The 22,134-nt window shown below is 73.8% G+C and carries 12 protein-coding genes, 2 tRNA genes and 1 riboswitch; of the genes, 4 read left to right on the top strand and 10 right to left on the bottom strand.

Features of this window, described 5'->3' with window-relative positions; genetic code table 11:
- Both ACZ4NT_RS36530 and ACZ4NT_RS36525 read right to left on the bottom strand, forming a co-directional pair.
- Complete coding sequence (locus tag ACZ4NT_RS36530; RefSeq protein ID WP_467729613.1) at positions 1-3,285, bottom strand: AfsR/SARP family transcriptional regulator; 3,285 nt, start codon at positions 3,283-3,285, stop codon at positions 1-3.
- A 685-nt stretch (positions 3,286-3,970) separates the two neighbouring features.
- Positions 3,971-6,058 carry an asparagine synthase-related protein gene (locus ACZ4NT_RS36525; protein ID WP_121404842.1) on the bottom strand — a complete coding sequence of 696 codons (2,088 nt, stop codon included), beginning with the start codon at positions 6,056-6,058 and terminating at the stop codon, positions 3,971-3,973.
- An 892-nt stretch (positions 6,059-6,950) separates the two neighbouring features.
- Between ACZ4NT_RS36525 and ACZ4NT_RS36520 the strand changes: the two genes are divergently transcribed.
- The 4 genes from ACZ4NT_RS36520 to ACZ4NT_RS36505 all read left to right on the top strand — a co-directional run bounded on the left by ACZ4NT_RS36520 (position 6,951) and on the right by ACZ4NT_RS36505 (position 12,102).
- Complete coding sequence (locus ACZ4NT_RS36520) at positions 6,951-8,372, top strand: MFS transporter (protein WP_467729611.1); 1,422 nt, start codon at positions 6,951-6,953, stop codon at positions 8,370-8,372.
- 105 nt (positions 8,373-8,477) lie between these two features.
- Positions 8,478-9,695: an L-2-hydroxyglutarate oxidase gene (gene lhgO, locus ACZ4NT_RS36515; RefSeq protein WP_467729625.1), complete on the top strand. Its 1,218-nt coding sequence runs from the start codon at positions 8,478-8,480 to the stop codon at positions 9,693-9,695.
- Between the two features lie 126 nt (positions 9,696-9,821).
- On the top strand, positions 9,822-10,688 hold the full coding sequence (gene trmB, locus ACZ4NT_RS36510; RefSeq protein ID WP_467729609.1) for a tRNA (guanosine(46)-N7)-methyltransferase TrmB: 867 nt from the start codon (positions 9,822-9,824) through the stop codon (positions 10,686-10,688).
- Positions 10,689-10,752: 64 nt separating this feature from the next.
- Positions 10,753-12,102 carry a PrsW family intramembrane metalloprotease gene (locus ACZ4NT_RS36505; RefSeq protein ID WP_467729607.1) on the top strand — a complete coding sequence of 450 codons (1,350 nt, stop codon included), beginning with the start codon at positions 10,753-10,755 and terminating at the stop codon, positions 12,100-12,102.
- Between the two features lie 51 nt (positions 12,103-12,153).
- Here ACZ4NT_RS36505 and ACZ4NT_RS36500 read toward each other — a convergent pair whose 3' ends face one another.
- The 8 genes from ACZ4NT_RS36500 to ACZ4NT_RS36465 form a co-directional block, all read right to left on the bottom strand.
- Positions 12,154-13,098, bottom strand: a complete 945-nt coding sequence (locus ACZ4NT_RS36500) for an aldo/keto reductase (RefSeq protein WP_121404847.1) — start codon at positions 13,096-13,098, stop codon at positions 12,154-12,156.
- Between the two features lie 75 nt (positions 13,099-13,173).
- Positions 13,174-14,223 carry a M23 family metallopeptidase gene (locus ACZ4NT_RS36495; protein ID WP_467729605.1) on the bottom strand — a complete coding sequence of 350 codons (1,050 nt, stop codon included), beginning with the start codon at positions 14,221-14,223 and terminating at the stop codon, positions 13,174-13,176.
- A gap of 11 nt (positions 14,224-14,234) precedes the next feature.
- Positions 14,235-14,392: riboswitch (cyclic di-AMP (ydaO/yuaA leader) on the bottom strand.
- Between the two features lie 254 nt (positions 14,393-14,646).
- Entirely contained in the window at positions 14,647-16,005 is a 1,359-nt protein-coding gene (locus tag ACZ4NT_RS36490; protein WP_121404849.1) for a PP2C family protein-serine/threonine phosphatase, read from the bottom strand.
- Positions 16,006-16,160: 155 nt separating this feature from the next.
- Positions 16,161-16,234, bottom strand: a tRNA-Met gene (locus tag ACZ4NT_RS36485).
- 138 nt (positions 16,235-16,372) lie between these two features.
- The gene (locus ACZ4NT_RS36480; protein ID WP_121404850.1) at positions 16,373-17,527 is read right to left on the bottom strand and encodes a dihydrofolate reductase family protein; all 1,155 of its coding nucleotides are present in this window, start codon (positions 17,525-17,527) and stop codon (positions 16,373-16,375) included.
- Positions 17,528-17,627: 100 nt separating this feature from the next.
- Positions 17,628-17,700: transfer RNA gene (locus ACZ4NT_RS36475), tRNA-Lys, on the bottom strand.
- Between the two features lie 110 nt (positions 17,701-17,810).
- Positions 17,811-19,385: an amino acid permease gene (locus ACZ4NT_RS36470; protein WP_467729602.1), complete on the bottom strand. Its 1,575-nt coding sequence runs from the start codon at positions 19,383-19,385 to the stop codon at positions 17,811-17,813.
- Between the two features lie 162 nt (positions 19,386-19,547).
- A complete protein-coding gene (locus tag ACZ4NT_RS36465) occupies positions 19,548-21,662 on the bottom strand; it encodes a DEAD/DEAH box helicase (protein WP_467729600.1) in 2,115 nt (704 codons plus the stop codon).
- Positions 21,663-22,134: the final 472 nt, after the last annotated feature.

The following is a 22,134-nucleotide window of genomic DNA, read 5'->3' as shown; positions in this document are numbered from 1 at the left end:
TCACCGGCCGCCGTCCAGGGCCTCCTTCAGGGTCCGCAGGACGTCGTCCGGGGTGAAGCCCGAGCCACGGCCTCGCTCGGACTCGAAGCGGGTCCGGCCCAGGGAGACGAGAGCGTCGGCCTCGATGCGCTCGGCGTGGCCGCGCTCCGGCATCGGGCGGGGATGGCCGCCCCGCCAGCGTTCGGCGGCGGCGAACAGGCGGACCGCGCGGGGAAGGTCCCCCGTCTCGGCGACCAGCCGCGCCGCGTTGTCGACGAAGGTGGCCGTCAGCCACTCCGCGCACCGCGCGTCCACGGCCTCCCGCAGGGTGTCGGCCAGCTTCACCAGTCCCTGCTCCGGGCTCGTCTCGGCGGCCGTGACCAGCGCGTCGACGTGACCGAGGGCGGCGAGGAACTGCGGCGGCGGGGTCCCCCGGCCGGTCTCCGCGCGTGCCGCCTCGAACGCCTCGCGCGCCGCCCTGACCTCGCCGTCCTCCAGTGCCATGTGGGCGCGCAGCACCAGGATGAAGGCTCGGGAGTCGGTCACCCCGTGCAGGTCGGCCGCCGCACTCGCCTCGTCGAGGGCGGCGAGCGCCTCGGTGCGCTCGCCGGCCCGCCAGGCGATCTCGGCGATCCGGGCCATGAGGAACGGCGTCTCCACGTGCGCGCCCACCTCGTGGGCGAGCCGCAGCGCCTCGTCGAACTCGCCCTTCGCCTCCTCGTGGCGGCCCCGGGCCATCGCCGTCTCACCGGCCGCGCTGCACACCTGGGCGCGCATCCAGCGGTCGCCGACGCGACGGCTGAGGGTGCGCAGTTCGGCGAGGTCGCCGTCGACGTCGAGCAGCCCGCCCGGTGAGTCGACGACCGTGTGCGTACGGAACATCAGGGTGACGCCGATCTCCCAGTCGCCCCCGTAGGCACGGCAGTTCGCGACGGCGGAGTCCATGGCGGGCCGCAGGTCGGCCGAGGTGCCCGCGAAGTAGGCGGCGATCGGCCAAACGAGGCCCGGCATCGACGCCGCGTGCGGGCCTCCCTTCTCGAAGTGCTGGTGCACCCGCCGGATGTACGCGTCGGTGAGCCGGGTCCGCAGTGCCTCCAGGGGCTGCGCCTCCACGACCAGGAACAGCTCCTGCATCCGCATCCGCATCCGCGTCCCGTGCCGCGGATCGCTCTCCTCGGCGCCGGTGTCCCGGAGATACGCCCCGACGGGGTCGGCGGTGGCCAGCTCGGCGAGGAGGTCGTCGCCGCGGGCGTTCGAACCGGCGTCCAGGACGACGCCCAGGCGCAGGACGCGTTCGGTCCACTCGGCGCCCTCGCGGCGGTGGTTGCGCAGCCACCAGAACCAGCCCATGGCGAGGACCAGGGCGCCGGCCTCCTCCTCGTCGCCGGCCAGGAGCGCTCGCCGCAGGGCGGCCCGGATGTTGTCGAGTTCGGTCTCCAGGCGCCGGATCCAGGGCAGTTGCCCGCCGGACCGCAGCTCGGGCTCGGCCTCCTCCACGAGCGCCCGCACCCATGCCCGGTGGCGGCGCTCGGCGGCGGCCCGCAGGCCGGGCACCTCGCCCACGCGCTCGTCGGCGTACTCGTGGATCGTCTCCAGCATCCGGTACCGCATCCCGCCGTCGCCGTCCGCGTGCGGTGTCGCGACGATCAGGGACTTGTCGACGAGCGCGCCGACGAGGTCGGCCACGGGACCGGTGCACACCGCCTCCGCGGCCGCGAGGTCCCAGCCGCCCGCGAACACGGACGCCTCGCACAGCACCGTGCGCTCCCCCTCGTCGAGCAGGTCCCAGGACCAGTCGACGACGGCGCGCAGGGTCTGCTGCCGGGGCAGGACCGTACGGCTGCCCGAGGTCAGCAGCCGGAAGCGGTCGTCCAGCCGGTCGGCGATCTGCCGCGGCGTGAGCATCCGCAGCCGGGCGGCGGCGAGTTCGATGGCCAGCGGCAGCCCGTCGAGCCGGCGGCAGATCTCGTCCACCGCCTCGGGGTCGTGCACGGCGTCCGCGTCGGGACGGACCGCCGTGGCCCGCTCCATGAAGAGCCGGTGGGCGGGATCGGGCGGCAGCGGCTCGACCGGACGGACGGATTCGCCGGGCACGCCGAGGGGTTCGCGGCTGGTGGCGAGGATCGTGAGCCCCGGGCAGTGCGTCAGCAGGGTCTCGGCGAGGTCGGCCGCGGCGCCGATGACGTGCTCGCAGTTGTCGAGGATGAGCAGCAGGGTGCGCGGGGCGCAGTAGTCGACGAGCAGGGCGACCGGATCGGCCTGCGCCGCGACGGTGGACATCTCGTTGGTGATCAGTACGGTCTCGCGCAGTCCGAGAGCGCTGACCACGGCGCCGGGCACGGCCTCCGGCCGCTCCAGCGGGGCCAGCTCGGCCAGCCAGGCCTGCGACAGCCCGGCGGCGGCCTCCTCGGCTAGGCGGGTCTTGCCGGAGCCGCCGGGTCCGGTCAGCGTGACCAGGCGGGCCCTGCGGACCTCCGACCGGATGGCCTCCAGCTCCTGTTCCCTGCCGACGAAGGAGTTCAGCCGCCGCCGGATGTTGCCGCTCGGCGGGCCAGGACGGGCCGGCTCCGGCGGGTCCGGCGCCTCGGCCTCGCCGGCGAGCAGCTCCCGGTGCAGCGCCCGCAGTTCGGGGCCGGGGTCGGTGCCCAGTCCGTCCAGCAGGGCGCGGCGCACCGACTCGTACGCCGCGAGGGCGTCGGCGTGGCGGCCCGCGTCGCGCAGGGCGCGCAGGAGGAGGGCGTGCAGGGGTTCGTCGTAGGGGTGGGCCGCGGTCAGTTCGCGCAGCTCCGGTACGGCGTCGGGGGCGCGGCCGAGGCGCAGGTCGGCGTCGAGTCGGGTGCGCGTCGCCTCCAGGCGCAGGGCCTCCGGGCGGGTCGCCGCGGTGCGGTCGGGGAGGTCGGCGAGGGCGGGGCCGCGCCACAGGGCGAGGGCCTCGCGCAGCTCGCGGGCCGCGGTCACCGCGTCGCCGCGGGCGAGGGCGGCCTTGCCGCTGCGGACCAGGCGCTCGAAGACGAAGAGGTCGACGTCGTCCTCGGCGGCGACGAGCCGGTAGCCGCCGGGCTCCGAGGTGACGGTGTGCCTGCCGAGGGCGCGGCGGAGGCGGCCGACGAGGGCCTGCAGGGCGGCGGGAGCGTCCTGTGGGGGGTCGTCCGCCCAGACCTCGTCGATCAGGGTCTCGGGGGTGGTCGTACGGCCGGGGCGCTGGGCCAGGGCCGTGAGGAGGGCGCGGATGCGGGGGCCGCCCACGGGTACGTGGGTTCCCTGGTCGTCCGCCGCCTGGGTGACGCCCAGGATTCTGTACCGCACCCGCCCATTCTCCCCGCCCGCGCGACCCCACTCCCCCTGACCTCGCACACCCCGCCACTACGCCCCCCGATCCCGACGATCCGGGGGCCCGCGTCTTGGCCTGCGCCAGGGGCGGGACGACGTACCCGCCGCCGACGGGGGCCGTCGGGGGTGGGCCCACTCCCCCTCGTACATCAGCCCCGCCGCCTACGGGGGCGCGCCACCCGGGTGTGCCCACTCCCCCACACCCACCAGCACCCCGCGTCCCGGCCGGCGCCAGAGCCGGGACGGCGAACCCGGCGCCAACGGGGTGCCGCCTGCGCCCACCCGTGCCGCCCCTTGCGGCACGCCTGCCCGCAGCTAGGGCCGCCCGGCCCCCACCCCGCGCCGCCTGCCCGCAGCCGGAGCGACACGCGCCCGCAGCCAGAGCCGACCGGGCGCCACCCCACTCCCCGCACCCCCGCCCGCAGTTGACGACGCACCGCCTGCCCGCAGCGCAATCCGTACGCGCCCGCAGCCGCCAGTGCACGCAAGGGGCCGTGCCGGTACATCACATGCCCGTCGAGACGGGATCACACCCCACCGAGGAACGCTGGTGACGGACGGAGGTGCCAACCGGCGACGGGCGGATGTACCGGCACGGCCCCGACCCACCCACCACCCGCAGCGCACCCGCACCGACAACGCACCCGCACCCGCACCCGCGTCAGCGGCGCCCCGACCCCAACGCCCGCCCCTGCGGAGCAATCCCCGCCGGCACCGCCCGCTGCCGCGCCGGCGTCCCCGTCCAGCACGTCCCCCGGCGCCCCAGCAACCGCCGGAGCCACAGCTCCAGCGACACCAGGTCCGCCAGCCCGTCCAGCGGCAACGGCTCCCCGTCCGCCGCAGCCCGCAGCGCCTTGCGGACCACCCGCGCCTCGACCAGCCCCGCCTCCGCCAGCAGCGGCGTGTCGAACAACGCGATCAACGAGTCGACGGACACCCGCAACCCGGTACGCACGGCCGCCGCCGAGGAGGCGTGCGACGGCGCCCCCCACCCCGGCGGCAGATCACCGACTCCGGCCCCCTCCAGCACCGTACGGAGGATCGCCGCCCGCGCCCCGGGCTGCACCCGCAGCGCCTCCGGAAGCGCCCGGCAGGCGCGCACCACCTGGTTGTCGAGGAACGGCGCGTGCAGCCGCTGGAAGCGGATCTCCGCCGCCTGTTCCAGGATGCGCAGATCGGCCGCGTGCCGAGCCAGCGCCGCCCGCGCCCGGAAGTCACCGGGCCGCTGCCCCGGGCTCACCCCGGGCCGCCCGCCCGCTCCTTGAAGACGAACCGATACTTCAGCGAGGGCCTCCCCGGTCAGCCACCGCGCCGCCGGCCCGGGCCGGGCCCAGGTGAGCGCGGCGAGCGAGGCCCCCACGGCCCCGCCCGGTTCCTCGAACCGCCGGTGCAGCAACCGGTCGGCGAGAACGTCGATCCCGGCCCGGTACGGCGTGCGGGCGAGCTTGCGCGCCGCGCCGTACACGCGCGCCGGCACCATCACCGACCCGTCGGCCTTGGTGAGTGCGGCGACGGGCCGGACCAGATGGCGCCGCTTGCGGTCCATCAGGAGATCCGCCAGCCGCGCGGGATGCGCGTCGAGCACCTGCCGCGCCCCGTACCCCGTGAAGTGGTCGGCACTGCCCGCGGCGAGCCGTGCCCGGTGCCGGGCGGCGGTCACCAGCGACGGGCCCGGCTCGTCGGTGAGCGGTCCGTCGAGATCCGCGTAGGGCAGGACCTCCTCGCCGCCGGCGACCACGACGTGATGCAGCCGGGGATTCGCGGCCAGCGTCCCGGCCCGCTCCAGTTCGGCCTCGCGCCCGCTGACGGCAAGGTCGTTGAAGGTGACGGCGAGCAGCCGCTCCCCGGCACCCGTGCCGTGCCCGAGCACGGTCCCCGGCATCCCGGGAAGCCCGGCCGCGAGGAGCGCCAGGGTCCCCGAGGCGGGCCCGCCCGAGAGGTCGGCGCCGATGCCGGGTACCGGCATGCCGCGCGCCGCGCGCCGTTCGGCAGGCCCCATCCCGGGCACCGGCCCGGGGTCGACGTCGGCCCCGGGGACGTGCCGGGGCGCGGCGAGCCGGGCGCGTACCGCGTCGACGAGGGCGTCCCGTACGGCGTCCACCGTGACGGCGGGGTCGGCGACGGGCGCGGCGACCGCGAGCGAGGCGACCGGCTCGTAACCGGCGATCTCCCGGGCCCCCGCGCGCAGGATGAGCGCGTGCCCCGGCGGGATGCGCCGCACGCCGTCGTACGGCGTGGAGTCGTGCACCGCGGCGGGCACGTCGGGGGCGGCGAGGAGCGCGGCGAGGTGCCCGAAGTCGAGGTTGGCCTCGATGAGGTCGGCGAGGGGCAGCGCGGCGGTGGCGTAGGCCGTGCCGCCCGCCCAGGGGGTGTGGAACACCGGCCGCGCGCCCGCGAGATCGCCGCAGACGGTGACTCGGCGCCCGGCCTGGACGACGGCGGTGTAGCTGCCGGACCAGGCGGTGAGGTGCCGAAGTGCTCCGCCGCGGGCGGCGAAGAGCCCGACGCGCAGTTGCTCGTCGGTGGCGCCGCAGGTGCCGAGCACGGCGATCCGGTTCTGCGCGTCGGCCTTCACGACGCGGACCTCGTCGGGGCGCCAGTCGCCGACCGCCCAGAGCGGATCGGGGTCGCCCCAGAGCAGTTGGGAGCCCACCGGGTGCACGGTCTCGCCGTCGCTTCCGGTGGATCCTGCCGAGCCGATCTCAGAGGCTCTGGCGGCGGTACTGCTCCACCCCACCAACCACCGCATCGCCGCCTCCACAGGCTGTGGACAACCAGTGCACCGTACGAACTGGGCACCATGCTGCCACGAAGCGGGCACGCGGGAAGGCCTGAGGTACTGCTTGCGCCCCCCGGAATGCGCCCCCGTGAACCCGCGACAGCCTCCGGAGGAGCCGCTGCGGGGCGCCGACGGGTGCGTGAGGGAACGTCAGAGTGGTCGTGCGGGAGGCGAGTTGACGGCAACGGGACGGGGCAGCCGACCCGGCGGCGAGCAGCCCCCCGAGAGCGCGGCCGGGAGCGCGGCCCGGGACCGGCCGGGACGCGCGGCGCCGTCCGCCGAGGCGATCGCGACGACGGCCGCCAGGACGCTCGCCGGGGCGGCCGCCAGGGGCGACCGCCAAGGCCCGTCACGAACAGCGATGCGAATGCGCCCCCGATACGCTCCCCAAAGGCACCCTGCGCGCCCTCAAGTGACGTGGTGAGACCGCGTATTGACCTCCAGAGGCACCGTCGAAAATAAGCCAAATCAGCGGTGGATGGCCAAGCGTGCACACGCTCCGTACATGCCCTGCGCACGACACGGCAACGTACAGTCCGGGAGGCGGAGTTCGCCTCCCGGACCGGTCCGCCGCCCGCGGGGATGTAGGCGGCGGTGTCCCCCAGCCCACTGGATCCAGTACAGCGGGCCGACCCACGCGTCCTCCATGGAAGCGCTCCCCGGGTGGCCGGAGAAGAGCGCACGGACAGGCGCACGGCCACACAACGGGAGCACGACGCAACACTCCGTACTGCCGTGCGGACCACAATCCCGCCATCCGGAAGTACGCCCCTTAACGCTTGGGATTGGGCGAACTACGCTGGGTTTACGAATGCCGCGTGGTTATGCCAGCGCGGCAGCCGTCTGTGTCGAGGGGTGGCGCATGTCCAGGGAGCAACGCGGGCCGAACGAAAAACTCGGCACCGTTCTCGCCCTCGCGGGAATCAGCAACGCAGGCCTCGCACGACGCGTCAACGACCTTGGCGCCCAACGCGGCCTGACTCTTCGCTACGACAAGACGTCGGTGGCGCGCTGGGTGTCGAAGGGAATGGTGCCCCAGGGCGCCGCCCCGCACCTCATCGCCGCCGCCATCGGCCAGAAGCTCGGCCGCCCCGTACCGCTCCACGAGATAGGTCTGGCGGACGCGGATCCCGCGCCGGAAGTGGGCCTCGCCTTCCCCCGTGACGTGGGGCAGGCGGTGCGGTCGGCGACGGAGCTGTACCGCCTCGACCTCGCCGGGCGCCGGGCGGGCGGCGGCATCTGGCAGTCGCTCGCCGGCTCCTTCGCGGTGAGCGCCTACGCGACGCCCGCCTCCCGGTGGCTGATAACCCCGGCCGACAGCTCGGTGGCGCGCGACGCGAACCCCGGTGAGGGCTCCGGCGCACCGCTGAAAGTCGGCCACAGCGATGTGCTGAAGCTGCGCGAGGCCGCGGAGGACGCCCGGCGCTGGGACTCCAAGTACGGCGGCGGCGACTGGCGTTCGTCGATGGTGCCCGAATGCTTACGGGTGGAGGCCGCGCCGCTGCTGCTCGGCTCGTACTCGGACGAGGTCGGCCGGGCGCTGTTCGGGGCGAGCGCCGAGCTGACCCGGCTGGCCGGCTGGATGGCCTTCGACACCGGCCAGCAGGAGGCGGCCCAGCGGTACTACATCCAGGCGCTGCGCCTGGCCCGCGCCGCCGCGGACGTGCCGCTGGGCGGCTACGTGCTGGCGTCGATGTCCCTCCAGGCCACCTACCGGGGCTTCGGGGACGAGGGTGTCGACCTCGCCCAGGCCGCCCTGGAGCGCAACCGCGGACTGGCCACCGCCCGCACCATGAGTTTCTTCCGCCTGGTCGAGGCCCGGGCCCACGCGCGCGCGGGTGACGCCCATGCGGCCGGCGGTGCCCTGAAGGCCGCCGAGGGCTGGCTGGAGCGGGCGCGCGACGGCGACGCCGACCCGTCCTGGCTCGGCTTCTACTCGTACGACCGCTTCGCCGCCGACGCGGCCGAGTGCTACCGCGACCTGAAGGCACCGCGCCAGGTCCGCCGCTTCACCGAGCAGGCACTGTCGAAGCCGACCGAGGAGTTCGTGCGCTCGCACGGGCTGCGGCTGGTGGTGTCGGCGGTCGCCGAGCTGGAGTCGGGGAACCTGGACGCGGCCTGCGAGCAGGGCGTACGGGCGGTGGAGGTCGCCGGGCGGATCTCCTCGGCGCGCACCACCGAGTACGTGAAGGACCTGCTGCACCGGCTGGAGCCGTACGGCGACGAGCCGCGGGTGGTCGAGCTGCGGGAGCGGGCACGGCCGCTGCTCATGGCCCCCGCCTAGCGCGAGGACCCCGAGTGCTCCCCCCTCGCCCTTCGCGCGGCGGGGAGCATTCCCGGGTTTGAGGGCATTGTCAGTGGCGCAGTGCACTATCGAAGCCGGGAGGTGATGCGGGTGCGGCAAGGGGTTGCATACGACTGCGACGTGCTGGTGATCGGCGGCGGGATCGTCGGGCTGTCGGCCGCGTATGCGATCACGCGCGCCGCGCCGGGCACGCGGGTGACCGTGCTGGAGAAGGAGCAGGGCCCGGCCCGCCACCAGACGGGGCGCAACAGCGGCGTCATCCACAGCGGGGTGTACTACCGCCCGGACTCCCTGAAGGCGCGGTACGCGGTCCGGGGCGCCGCCGAGATGACGAAGTTCTGCGCGGAGTACGGCATCGCGCACCGCGTCACGGGCAAGCTGATCGTCGCCACCGAGAAGTCCGAGCTCCCCCGCCTGCACGCGCTCGTCCAGCGCGGCCGGGAGAACGGGATCCCGGTCCGCGAGCTCGGCGCCCCCCAGATCGAGGAGTACGAGCCCGAGGTCCGCGGCCTGGCCGCCATCCACGTCGGGACGACGGGCATCTGCGACTTCGTCGGCGTGGCCCGCCGGCTCGCCGAGTCCTCCGGGGCGGAGATCCACTACGGCGCGCGGGTCGAGCGGATCGATCGGCGGCCCGAGCTCGGCGTCGCCGTCCGCACGGCCGACGGCCGGATCGTCCGCGCCCGCGTGCTGGTCAACTGCGCGGGGCTGCACTGCGACGAGATCGCCCGCCTCGCCGGGGACGACCCGGGCATGCGGATCGTCCCCTTCCGCGGGGAGTACTACACGCTGGCGCGGCCGGAGCTGGTGCACGGGCTGGTCTACCCGGTGCCGGACCCGGCGTTCCCGTTCCTCGGTGTGCACCTGACCCGGGGCATCGACGGCAGCGTGCACATCGGCCCGAACGCGGTACCCGCGCTGGCCCGCGAGGGGTACGACTGGGGGACGGTCCGCCCGCGCGAACTGGCGGGGACCCTCGCCTGGCCCGGCTCCTGGCACATCGGCCGCCGGCACTGGCGGTACGGGGCGGGGGAGCTGCGCCGCTCGGTGTCGAAGGCGGCGTTCACCGAGGCCGTCCGGCGTCTGCTGCCCGCGGTCACGCCGGACGACCTGATACCGGCCGCGGCGGGTGTCCGCGCCCAGGCGGTCCTGCGGGACGGGACGCTGGTGGACGACTTCCTGATCCAGGAGCGCCCCCGGACGGTCCACGTGCTGAACGCGCCGTCGCCCGCGGCCACCGCGTCCCTCCCGATCGGCCGGGAGATCGCCCGCAGAGCCCTCGACGCCATGACCCGGTCCTGACCGGGCCCGGTGCCCGCCCCCGGCCGGCGCCGCCGTCCCGCTGACGCCGGGCGGGCCCACCCGGCCCTCCGGACGGACGCGGGCGCGGCCCGCGCCCGTGCGAGGGCGCCGTAAAATCGACTCACTGTGTCTGATTCCCTCGACTCCTCCGAAGAGCCCCGGCCCTCCGCCGCCGGGGGCCCGCCGCGTCCTTCCCGTGCCAAGGGCGAGCCCCGCTTCCCCGACGGCCCCAAGGCGGACCCCGCCGGGTCGCACTTCGAGCGCCGGATCCGGAGCTTCCAGCCGCGGCGCAGCCGGGTGACGGCGGGCCAGGCGGACGCCCTGCAGCGGCTGTGGCCCAAGTGGGGACTCGACATCGACGGCCGGCCCCTGGACCTCGCAAAACTCTTCGGCCCCGGCCGGCCGGTCGTCCTGGAGATCGGCTTCGGGATGGGTGAGGCCACCGCGCAGATGGCGGCGGCCGACCCGGACACCGGGATCCTCGCCGTCGACGTGCACACCCCGGGCCAGGGCAATCTGCTCAACCTCGCCGACCGGAACGGCCTGTCCAACATCCGGGTGGGCAACGGCGACGCGATCATCCTGCTCCGCGAGATGCTGAAGCCGGACACGCTCGACGGGCTGCGCGTGTACTTCCCGGACCCGTGGCCGAAGAAGCGGCACCACAAGCGCCGCATCATCCAGCCGGAGTTCCTGACCCTCGCCGCGACACGCCTCAGGCCGGGGGCCCTGGTCCACTGCGCGACCGACTGGGAACCGTACGCCGAACAGATGCTCGAAGTGCTGTCCGGCCACCCGGACTTCGAGAACACGGTCCCCGACGGCGGCTACGCGCCACGTCCCGTCTTCCGGCCGCTGACCCGTTTCGAGGGCCAGGGACTGGACAAAGGCCATGTGGTGCACGACCTGATGTTCCGCCGGACGGAGCAACGGGCCGGACACCCCGCCGAACCCCCAGAGGAACACGCTGACCAGCCCCCCACCGGCGACTGACGCACCGGGCGGCCCCACCGGGTGCCGTCGCGGGCAGCGCCCCTCCCTCGTTAGGGTCGATGCCGTGGCCACCTGTCCTCCGTACCCGACGTACCCCAACGGCTCCGCCGACGGTGCGCTGCGGCATGCGCACTGGTGGCAGCGCAGATGGGTGCGTTACGGCGCCCTGATCACCCTGCTCGTGCTCTCCGGCCTCGTCATCCTGGCCCTGGTCCGCCGGCAGACCGGCACCCAGGGCTTCCTGGTCGGTCTGGGCCTGGCCGTCCTGCCCGTACCGCTCCTCATAGCCGCGTTCCGCTGGCTGGACCGGGTGGAACCGGGCCCCTGGCGGAACCTGCTCTTCGCCTTCTCCTGGGGCGCCTGCGCGGCCGCGCTGATAGCGATCGTCGCCAACAGCTTCGCGACCCGGTGGATCGCGACCGCGACCGCCGATCCGTCCGGCGCCGACACACTCGGCGCCACCGTCATAGCGCCCGTCGTGGAGGAGTCCGCGAAGGCCGCGGCCGTGCTGCTGGTCTTCCTCTTCCGCAGACGCGACTTCACGGGGATCGTCGACGGAGTCGTCATCGCCGGGGTCACCGCCACCGGCTTCGCCTTCACCGAGAACATCCTGTACCTCGGCACCGCGTTCGGGACCGATCAGCTCAGCGGCGACCGGGGACTCGCCTCCGTGACGGCGGCGACCTTCTTCGTGCGCGTGGTGATGTCGCCCTTCGCGCACCCTCTCTTCACCGTCCTCACCGGCATCGGCTTCGGCGTCGCCGCGCTCTCGGCGGACCGCCAGCGGCTGCGCCGCGTGCTGCTGCCGCTGTCCGGCCTGCTGCTGGCGATGGGCATGCACGCCATGTGGAACGGCTCGTCGTCCTTCGGCGAGTACGGGTTCTTCGCGGTGTACGCGGCGTTCATGGTGCCCGCGTTCGGCCTGCTCACCTGGCTGGTCATCTGGACCCGGCAGCGCGAGCTGCGCACGGTGCGCGCGGAACTGCCCGCCTACGCCGTCGCCGGCTGGCTGGCCCCGCCCGAGCCCTTCGTGCTCGGTTCCATGCGCGCCCGGCGCGTGGCCCGCGACTACGCCGCCCACCACTTCGGCCGGGCCGCGGCACGCTCGGTCGCCGAGTACGAGGCGTACGCGACCTCGCTCGCGTTCCTCCGGCACCGGGGGCGCCGGGGCCGCGCGGGCGCCGACTTCGTGATCCGGGAGAGGGAGCTGCTCCACGAGCTGTGGCGGCGCCGGGAGGTCGCCCGCCCGTCGCTCGCGTACGCGGCCCGTGCGACGGCGCCCGCGGTCGCGTCCCCGTGGCCCGGGGTGTACGCCCCGCTCTACACGGGGCCGTACGCCGACCCGGCGGCGGCCCACCGTCCGGCGCACCCCGCCTACGACACCCATCCCGCGTACAACCCCTACCGGTCGTAGCGGCAGGGCCCCGGCGCGGCCCGGCGCGTGCGGGCCGCGCGGACCCCCGGCCTAGGCCGAGGCCTGCGACAGCGTCGTCAGTTCCTCGTCCGTGAGGGTCAGGTCGGCCACCCCGAGGAGCGCCGGCAGCTGCTCGACGGTCCGGGCGGAGGCGAGCGGTGCGGCCACCGTCGGGCGTTCGGCGAGCCAGGCCAGGGCCACCGTGGCGTGCGGGACGCCCCGGGACTCGGCGATGGCGTCGAGAGCGGCCAGCACGCGCGGGCCGCGCTCCGTCTGCAGGTGCTTGCCCGCGCCCGCGGCCCGCGCCGAGTCGACCGTCGTGCCCGGGCGGTACTTGCCGGTCAGGAAGCCGGAGGCCAGGGCGTAGTACGGGACGGCGGCGAGGCCCGACCGGGAGGCGATCTCCTGGAGCGGGCCCTCGTAGGTGTCGCGCGAGACGAGGTTGTAGTGCGGCTGGAGGGCGACGTACCGGGCGACGCCCTCGCGGTCGGAGAACTCCAGGGACTCCTGGAGGCGCTCCGGCGAGATGTTGGAGGCCGCGATGGCACGCACCTTGCCGGCCCGCACCAGCTCGTCGAGGGTGCCGATGATCTCCTCGACCGGGACCGAGGGGTCGTCGTAGTGCGTGTAGAAGAGGTCGATGTAGTCCGTCCCCAGGCGGCGCAGCGACGCGTCGGCCGCGGCCCTGAGGGTGTCGGGCGACAGCCCCTTGTACGCGGGATGGGCGCCGGCCTTGGTGGCGAGGACGATCTCGGACCGGTTGCCGCGCTCGGCGAACCACTTGCCGATGATCGTCTCCGACTCACCGCCCTCGTTGCCGGGCGCCCAGGAGGAGTAGGTGTCGGCGGTGTCCACGAAGTTGCCGCCGGCCGCCGCGTAGGCGTCCAGCACGGCGAAGGACTGCGCCTCGTCGGCGGTCCAGCCGAAGACGTTGCCGCCGAGGGCGAGCGGGAAGACCTCGAGGTCTGACGGGCCGAGCTTGCGGAGAGAAGTCATGGTGGATCTCAACACGGTTGGCGCGGCCACGTATTCCGGGGGCGCGGCCGCGACGTCCGGCCCCCGGGCTCGGGACTACGGGTTGAGGCCCTTGCTCTGCAGCCAGGCCATCGGGTCGATACCGGTGGCGGCGCCGCCCGGGTGGACCTCCATGTGCAGGTGCGGCCCGGTCACGTTGCCGGTGGCGCCGACCCGTCCGATGACGTCACCGGTCGCGACCTTCGCCCCGACGCTGACACTGATGGAGGACTGGTGGCAGAACCAGACCTCGGTCCCGTCGTCGAGGGTGAGGATCGTGCGGTAGCCGTACGAACCGGCCCAGCCCGCCTCGGTGATGGTGCCGCTGTGCACGGCCTTGATCAGGGTGCCGGTGGGGGCCGCGAAGTCGAGTCCGGTGTGGTAGCCGGAGGACCACATGGAGCCGGAGTCACCGAAGCGCGAGGTGAGCGTGTACGAGGAGGTCGGCAGCGCGTAGCTCTTGGCGAGTTCGGCCAGGCGCTCCGCCTCCGCCTTCTCCTTGGCCTCCTGCTCCGCCTTCTTCTTGGCGGCGGCGGCCTTGGTCTCGGCCTCTTCCTGCGTCTTGGCGGCTTCCTCGGCGGCCTTCTTCACCGCGGCGGCCTCCGCCGCCTCGGCGGCCTTGAGGTCGACCTGGTCCTGCTGCGACTCGGCCTGCTGCATGATGCGGGCGCGCAGTGCCTCGCCCGCGTCGGCGCTGCCCTGCGCGGTGTCCGAGGTCGTCAGACCGGCGGTGGTGAGCGGAGTGGCGGAGCCCTGGGGGGCCCGGGAGCCGGAGCCGTCCGATATCAGGTTCTTGGCGGAGTCGGCGACCGACGACAGGTCGGGCATGGAGATGGACACCGGGGGCTTGCCGCTCTGCGCGGTGGCCATGCCGCCCGCGCCGACCGCGGCGATGACGCCGACGCCCAGAACCGTGGAGCTGCGGGCGAGTCCTCCGCCGCGCTGCTTGGAGACGCGGTGCCGGCCACGGACGGGACGGACGGAATCCGCGGTGGGATTCCACTCCTCCCAGGGGCCCTCGTCGTTGCCGTGGCCGTAGCCGAAGGTGTCGCTCTGCTTCTCACTCGGCGCGAACGAGGTGGTTTGAGCAGGCCGGTTTGACGCCACGTGGGCGCGCTCCTTTCCTTCCTTCTCGCCTACCGGGTTAGCTGACGGGTTCGGAGCAGGAAGGTCTCCTACGCGCGTCAACCAGGGTGCGGTGCACCGCGGAAGACGCTCGATTCACCCCAAGTTGGTGGTTCCCCGGTTCCCTTGCGGGATTCGGCGCGTGCGCACGGAGCCGTCTCTTGTGACGGCTGGGACGACCGCGCTGCGTTATCGAACGTTAATAGACTCGGGTCCTCTATTCCAAGCTGTTCCGACTGATCATTAACGTCTTCGTCACGGACGTACGGGTCAGGGGCGGTGAAAACCGGGCGAGTTGGCCAGGTTCTCTAAACCACACATGAGTTGACGGTTCGTCAGTTGTTATGCGCAGCGGCGTCATCCGGTCACCTGGGGTGACAAGGGCCCGGACAGACCGCCCGGGGCTCACGGGCGCCGCACCGCGAGCAGCGCCAGATCGTCCGTCGTCCCGTCCCCCGTGTGCCGGTGGACGTCCTTGATGAGAGTGGCGAGCAGGGCGTCGGGGTCGCGGAAGGCCCGTCCGGCGAGGCGCACCGCCGGATCGTAGAAGCGCCCGTCCGGGTCGCGCGCCTCCGAGAGCCCGTCCGTGTAGAGCAGCAGCGTGGCCCCGGTCGGGAACGCCACCACGGCCGCGCGGTCGGGCCAGGTGCCGAGCTCGCCCATCCCCAGCGGCAGCGCGGACTCGGCGGCCTCCAGCGTGCGCAGGGTGCCGTCCGCGTGCAGGAGCAGCGGCGGCGGATGACCGCGGTTGAGGAGGCGCACGACGCCGTCCCCGTACGGGACCTCCGCCAGGACGGCCGTGGTGAACCCCTCGAAGGCGTCGAGCCCGTCACGCCGGGTCCCCTCGCGGGCCAGCGCCCGCTCCAGCCGCTGGGCGACCGCCTCCAGCGTCGGCTCGTGCTCGGCCGCCTCCCGGAAGGCGCCGATGACGACGGCCACCGCCGTCACCGCCCCCAGCCCCTTGCCCCGTACGTCCCCCACGACGAGCCGGACGCCGTACGGGGTGTCCTGCACCGCGTAGAGGTCACCGCCGATGAACGCGTCGGCCTGCGCGGCCTCGTACCGCGCGGCCACCTCCAGCCCCCCGATCCGTTCGTCCGGGCGCGGCAGGACGGCCCGCTGGGCGGCCTCGGCGATCTCGCGCGCGGAGGCCAGCCGTTCGTCGGAGCGGCGGACGAGGATGTTGATGAGGACGGCCAGCACGGTGACGGTGGCGACGGTGACCAGTTCGGTGACCGCGTCCGCGTGCAGGACGATGCCGAGTTCCATGTGGACCGAGAGGACGGCGGCGAGGCCGGCCAGACCGGTCAGGACGGTGCCGCGCAGGGAGAAGAGGGGAGCGGCGACCAAGGGCGCGGCCGTGAAGAAGGGGGCCGCCGTGAACTGCGACGGGGTGGCGTAGTCGTAGGCCATGCCGGCCACGACGAGCAGCGCGGGCAGGGCACGCAGGAGGGCGCGGGCGGTCGAGACCCGTCGGCTGCCGGTCGCGGGCGAGCGGACCGACGATGTACGGGAGGCGGTCGGCGACGCGTTCCCCAGCCCCGGGTCGGGCACCGGGTCACCCGGCAGCCGCCCCCCGGCCCGCTCGCGCCCCAGGGGAGCCCGGCCGTCGTCCGCGGGGCCGCCGTCACGGTCCGGCGCACCGCCTTCGGGCAACCGGCCGCCGACGCGTGCCCCGACACGGTCGCCGACGTCGGAGAACCCGTCCCCGGCCCCGCCGGACTCCGGCTCCTCCGGCCGCTGCGCGCCACCTGACTGCCCCACCCGTCCAGGCTTCCCGCCGAGGAGGCGGGCGGCGAGCGGTGTGGACCGACCGGATGACTCCGGGCGGGCACGCGGCCCGGCGGGCGGGCCCGCCGGGCGCGGAAACGACTCAGGGCCGGAACTCGATGATCCGAGTTCCGGCCCTGGGCCTTCAGTAGCGGGGACAGGATTTGAACCTGCGACCTCTGGGTTATGAGCCCAGCGAGCTACCGAGCTGCTCCACCCCGCGTCGTTGAGACCACTGTACGCCATTCGCGGGGTCCCCAGCACACACGTTGTCCCGGCACCGGTCTCGACCAGGGCTATCGGGGCGGTCCCGCCGGTCGGCAGGACCGGCCCGGGCCGGTCGCCGGGCGCGGGCGGACGGTCACCGCCGGTCGGGTCCCGCGGCCGGCCGGAGGTGCCGGTTGGGTGCCTTGGCCGCCTCCTCGTACTCCGCGAGCACGACGACGTCGGCGCCCCCGGCCGTCAGGACCCCGCTGCCGTCGGCGCCGGTGACGAACGTGTCGGGCTCCCGCCAGGCGGTCACCACCCGCCGTACCCCGGCGTCGAGGATCAGCCGGGCACAGGGCGACGGCCGGGAGGCACGGCGGGCGCAGGGCTCCAGGCTGCTGTAGACGGTGGCCCCGGCCAACCGCGGGTCCGCCGGGTCTGCCTTGGCGAGCGCGGCCTCCTCGGCGTGCTCCACCGGGTCGCCCTCGCGGGAGTACCCGCGGGAGATCTCGGTGCCGTCCGCCGCCACCACGACCGCGCCCACGCTGAACGCGGTCCGCGACGGCGGGCACTGCGCGGCCAGTTCGCAGGCCAGCGCGAGCCACCGCCGGTCGGCGGCCGAGGCGAGCGGCCCGCTGCCGGGCGCGGTGGGCACGTACCGCATGAGGACGACGTCCCCGACGGGCCGGGTCTCCACCAGCCGCATCCGCCCGCCGGGATAGGGGCCGGGTCCGAACATGCGCGGCGCGTCCGGCTCGCCGACGAGCAGCGGCGCGAGCACCAACTGGAGTTCGTCGGCGAGGCCCTGACGCAGCAGCTGGGTGTGGACCCGGCCGCCGCCCTCGACCATGAGGCGCCGGACACCGCGTACGTCGTGCAGGTGCTCCAGCACGGTGCGCCAGTCCAGCTCGGGTCCGGCGGCGACGATCTCGACGCCGAGCCCGCGCAGGGCGGCGGCGGCCTCGGAGGCACCCCGGTCCGTCGTGTAGACGGCCTTGTCTCCGCCGGTGTGCCAGAACTGCGCGGCGGGATCGAGGTCGCCCGAACCGCTGACCGCGACCTTGAGCGGGTACTCCGGAAGCCCCGCGGCGAGCCGCGCCGCCCGCCGCTCGGCCGAGTTCACCAGCAGCCGCGGGTTGTCGGCGCGGATGGTCCCCGCGCCGATCAGGATCGCGTCACTGGCCGCCCGTACCGCGTCGACCCGGTCGAAGTCGGCCGGGCCGGAGAGCAGCAGCCGGTCGGGCCCGGTGTCGTCCAGGAAGCCGTCGAGGGAGACGGCCGCGGACAGCAGGACGTGGGGATGGGGCATGGGGCGCACCCTCCGGCTCCGAGCGCTCGGCTCTTGGTGGTTCGGATCAACGACAACAGCGCCCCACCCGGAAGGAACCCGGATGAGGCGCTGTGCGCGGTAGACCCTGTGGGACTCGAACCCACAACCAATGGATTAAAAGTCCACTGCTCTGCCAATTGAGCTAAGGGTCCACGCAACGGCTCGCGCCGATGCATCCCCGAGCATAGCCGGACGAGGCCGGGACTCCGATCGGGTATCGGCGACCCGGCCGCGCCGAGCGGTCTGAAGTGGGCGGGAAGGGTCAGGGATCGACCGGTTCGGGTGCGCCCGCGCGGGCGGCCTCCCGGGCGATCGTGCGCTCGTGGTCGGGGTTGAGGAACCAGTGGCGGGCCGAGGCGAGCCACCAGGTCGCGGCGAAGCCGAGGACGACGAGGACCGCGACCGGGGCGTAGTTGAAGGTCTCCCAGGTGACCGGGGAGACCTGCGGCAGCATGAAGAGGACGGTGATGACGGCCACCCAGGCGACGGAGACCACCCCGATCGCCCGCGACCAGCGGCCCAGGTGCCAGGGTCCACGCTCGAACGCGTCCCCCTTGCGCAGCCGCAGCAGCGTGGGGATGACGTACGCGATGTAGAGGCCGATGACGGCGATCGACGTCACGGCCGCGTACGCCGTCACGTTGATCAGGTAGGGGAGGCCGAGCGCCAGCGCTCCGAGCGCCGCCAGCCAGACCGCGGCGACGGGCGTCCGGGTCCGCGGGTTCACGGTGTGCCAGACCCGCGAGAAGGGCAGCGCCCCGTCCCGCGAAAAGGCGTAGATCATGCGGCTGTTGGCGGTGACGGACGCCATCCCGCAGAAGAGCTGGGCACCGATGACGACCAGCAGCAGGAGCTTGCCCGCCGTCGCCCCCAGGGCGTCGAGCAGGATCTGCGCGGGCGGTGCCCCGGTCGGCGAGCCCAGCTCCTTGTCGTAGGACTGGATGGCGAAGGTGAAGCCGAGGAGCAGGACGAAGCCCGCGATCCAGGACGTCCAGATGGAGCGGACGATGCCCTGGGGGCCCGCGGTCGACGCGTCGTGCGTCTCCTCGGTCATGTGGGCCGAGGCGTCGTATCCGGTGAACGTGTACTGCGCCATCAGCAGGCCGATGAGGACGACGTACACCCCGCTGCCCCAGCCCGTGTTGTTCACGAACTCGGTGAACACGAAGGAGGCCGACTGGTGGTGGTCCGGCACCAGGGCGAGCGCACCGACGATCACGGCCACGCCCAGCACGTGCCACCACACGCTGACGCTGTTGAGGAGGCCGACGATCCGGACGCCGAAGGTGTTGAGCAGCCCGTGCAGGACGAGGATCCCGGCGAAGAGCAGGATCGTCCGGCCGGGGGTGACCTCGAAGTCGAACTGCAGGTTGAGATAGGCCCCGAGGAAGGAGGCCGCGCCGAAGTCGATGCCGGCGGTCACGGCCAGCTGCCCGAGGACGTTGAACCAGCCGGTGAACCACGCCCAGGCGGCGGCCGTGCGGGGCGGCGCCAGGCGGTGGGCCCAGAAGTACAGTCCCGCGGACGTGGGATAGGCCGAACAGATCTCAGCCATCGCCAGTCCGACGAACAGCGTCATCAGTCCGACCGCGACCCATCCCCAGGTGATGACGGCGGGGCCGCCGGTGTTCATCCCGAACAGATAGAGCGTCAGGCAGCCCGACAGCACCGAGATGATCGTGAAGGAGACCGCGTAGTTGGAGAACGCGGACATCCGGCGGGCGAGGACCTGGGTGTAGCCGAGCTGGGCGAGCCGTTCCTCGTCGGACAGGGCGGCGGACGGACTCGCGTGGTCCGCGGACGGGTCGCGTGCGCCGGAGGCGTCTGGAGTTGTCATGCCCCCAGCGATTCCCTCGCCGCGTGCCCGACATGCGTGGCACGACGGCCGAAACTCGACCGTGACCCGGCCGGAAAATGATCACCGCACACAGCCGGAAGGGCCCGTACGACGCGAGTCGTACGGGCCCTTCCACGTCAGGGGGCGAGCCCCGTCGTCCGGTCAGCCGTTGCGCTTCCAGCGCGGCTTCTCGTCACGGCGGCCGAAGGAACCGGCGCCGGTGCCGCGGTGGTCGTCGCGACGGCCGTACGGACGGTCGTGGCTGCCGGAACGGAACCCGCTGGAGGGGCGGTTGTCCTGGCGGTCACGGTTGAAGGGACGGTCGCTGCCACGGTGACCGCCGCGGTCGTCGCGGCGCTCGAAGGGGCGGCCGCCACGGTCGTCACGGCGGAAGCCGCCGCGCTCGCCGTCACGGCGCTCGAAGGTACGGCCGCCGGCGTTGCCACCGCGGTCGTCACGACGGTCGTCGCGGCGGAAGCCGCCACGGTCGTTGCCACCGCGGTCGTCACGGCGGAAGCCGCCGCGCTCGCCGTCACGGCGCTCGAAGGTACGGCCGCCGGCGTTGCCACCGCGGTCGTCACGGCGGAAGCCGCCACGGTCGTTGCCACCGCGGTCGTCGCGACGGAAGCCACCGCGGTCGCCGTCACGGCGGTCGTCGCGGCGGAAGCCACCGCGGTCATTGCCACCGCGGTCGTCACGGCGGAAGCCGCCGCGGTCGTTGTCACGACGCTCGTAGTTGCCCCGCTCGTCACGACGCTGACGCGGCGCCTCGTACGCCCGCTCGCGCTCGACGGGCTGCTCGGCGACCTCGACGACGGCCTCGGCCACGGCCTGCTCCGCGGCGGCGGCGACGGCCGCCTCCGGGTCGTCGCCCCGCTCGCGCGCGGCGCGGGCGACCAGACGGTCGGCCTCCTCGCGCAGCTCGGTCGCACGGCGCTGGGCGCGCTCCAGGTCCTTGGTGAGCTGCGAGACCTCGCGCTCGGCCTGCTGCGCCGCGTTGCCCGCGGACTCGGCCTGGACCTCGGTCATCGAACGGGCGCCGGTGATCTCGGCGACCTCGGGCTCGAAGGCCGTACCGGAGTTGATGATGTGACGCGAGGCGTCGACGCCCGCGTCCTCCATCAGCCGGAAGATCTGACGGCGCTGGTGCGGCAGGGACAGCGACACGACGGTGCCGGAGCGGCCCGCACGCGCGGTACGGCCGGAACGGTGCAGGTAGTCCTTGTGGTCGCCGGCCGGGTCCACGTTCAGCACGAGGTCGATGCCGTCGACGTGGATGCCGCGGGCGGCGACGTCGGTGGCGACGAGGGCGTTGACGTAGCCCTTCTTGAAGTCCTCGAGCACGCGGGTGCGGGCACCCTGCGTCATGCCGCCGTGCAGCGCGTCGGCCTTCACACCGGACTCGCAGAGCTGCTCGGCGATGCGGTCGGCGCCCAGCTGGGTGCGGACGAAGATGATCGTGCGGCCCTTGCGGGAGGCGATCGCGGCGGTGACCGGCGCCTTGTCCTTGGGCTTCACGATGAGGATGTGGTGCGACATGGTCGTGACGTTGCCCTGGGCGCTGTCGACCTCGTGCGTGACCGGGTTGGTCAGGTAGCGCTTGACCAGCGTGGAGATCTCGTTCTCCATCGTGGCCGAGAACAGCATGCGCTGGCCGCCGCCCGGGATCTGGTCCAGCAGCTCGGTGACCTCGGGCAGGAAGCCCAGGTCGGACATCTGGTCGGCCTCGTCGAGGACGGCGACCTGGACGTTCTCCAGCGAGCAGGCGCCGCGGCTGATGATGTCGCGCAGACGGCCCGGGGTGGCGACGAGGACGTCGACGCCGCGCTCCAGGGCGTAGATCTGGTTGCCCATCGACGTACCGCCGCAGACGACCTTCATCTTCAGGCCGAGGACGTCGCCGTACGGCTGCAGCGCGTCCGCGACCTGCATCGCGAGCTCACGGGTCGGCGTGAGGATGATGCCGCGGGGCTTCTTCTTCTCGGTGTGGCCGCCGGACAGCGTCGCGAGCAGCGGCAGACCGAACGAGAGGGTCTTGCCGGAGCCGGTGCGGCCTCGGCCGAGGATGTCCTTGCCGGCCAGGGCGTCCGGGATGGTCGCGGCCTGGATCGGGAAGGGGGCGGTCACGCCGTTCTGCGCGAGCTTGCGGACGACGCCCTCGGGGAGACCGAGGGTGGCGAAGGTGACCTCGGGAGCGGACTCCACGACCTGCGCGAGCTCGGCGTCGGTGTCGTTGTTCTCGGGCACGACGACGTGATCAGTACTGGAAACAGACATGCGAAATGCGAACCTTCCGGAGTTCTACGGCACGCGCCCAAACTCCGTGAAGTCGCAATCGACCGCCTCTATGCGGTCCGGCCACGGCAAGGGAGAGTACGCGCCACGCGGCGCTCTCTGTTGGCGCCGGGCAAATGGGATCAAACGATCTACCACCATACGCACCCTCCCACCCCCCTGGCAAACCACCCACCCCCCACGTGAGGTACCTCACCCCGCCCCCTTGACGCCCAGCACCCCAGGTCCCTCGCCGACGCCGGGCCGGGACGGCGAACCCGGCGCCAACGGGGTGCCGCCTGCGCCCACCCGTGCCGCCCCTAGCGGCACGCCTGCCCGCAGCTGGCATGTCCGCGGCGCAATCCGTACGCGCCCGCAGTCGCCAGTGCACGGAAGGGGCCGTGCCGGTACATCAGATGCCCGTCGAGACGGGGCCACACCCCACCGAGGAACGCTGGTGACGGACGGAGGTGCC

The organism is Streptomyces sp. NPDC026417 (assembly GCF_055567695.1).
The sequence above is the reverse complement of the archived record's forward strand: the minus strand, read 5'-3'. Positions and strand labels throughout refer to the sequence as shown.

Bases quoted from the DNA above. Each gene is read 5' to 3' on its own strand.
- ACZ4NT_RS36525 (WP_121404842.1), bottom strand. From the start codon at position 6,058: ATGCGGTGGTTGGTGGGGTGGAGCAGTACCGCCGCCAGAGCCTCTGAG.
- ACZ4NT_RS36480 (WP_121404850.1), bottom strand. From the start codon at position 17,527: ATGCCCCATCCCCACGTCCTGCTGTCCGCGGCCGTCTCCCTCGACGGC.
- ACZ4NT_RS36465 (WP_467729600.1), bottom strand. From the start codon at position 21,662: ATGTCTGTTTCCAGTACTGATCACGTCGTCGTGCCCGAGAACAACGAC.
- ACZ4NT_RS36470 (WP_467729602.1), bottom strand. From the start codon at position 19,385: ATGACAACTCCAGACGCCTCCGGCGCACGCGACCCGTCCGCGGACCAC.
- lhgO (WP_467729625.1), top strand. From the start codon at position 8,478: ATGCGGGTGCGGCAAGGGGTTGCATACGACTGCGACGTGCTGGTGATC.
- ACZ4NT_RS36500 (WP_121404847.1), bottom strand. From the start codon at position 13,098: ATGACTTCTCTCCGCAAGCTCGGCCCGTCAGACCTCGAGGTCTTCCCG.
- ACZ4NT_RS36520 (WP_467729611.1), top strand. From the start codon at position 6,951: ATGTCCAGGGAGCAACGCGGGCCGAACGAAAAACTCGGCACCGTTCTC.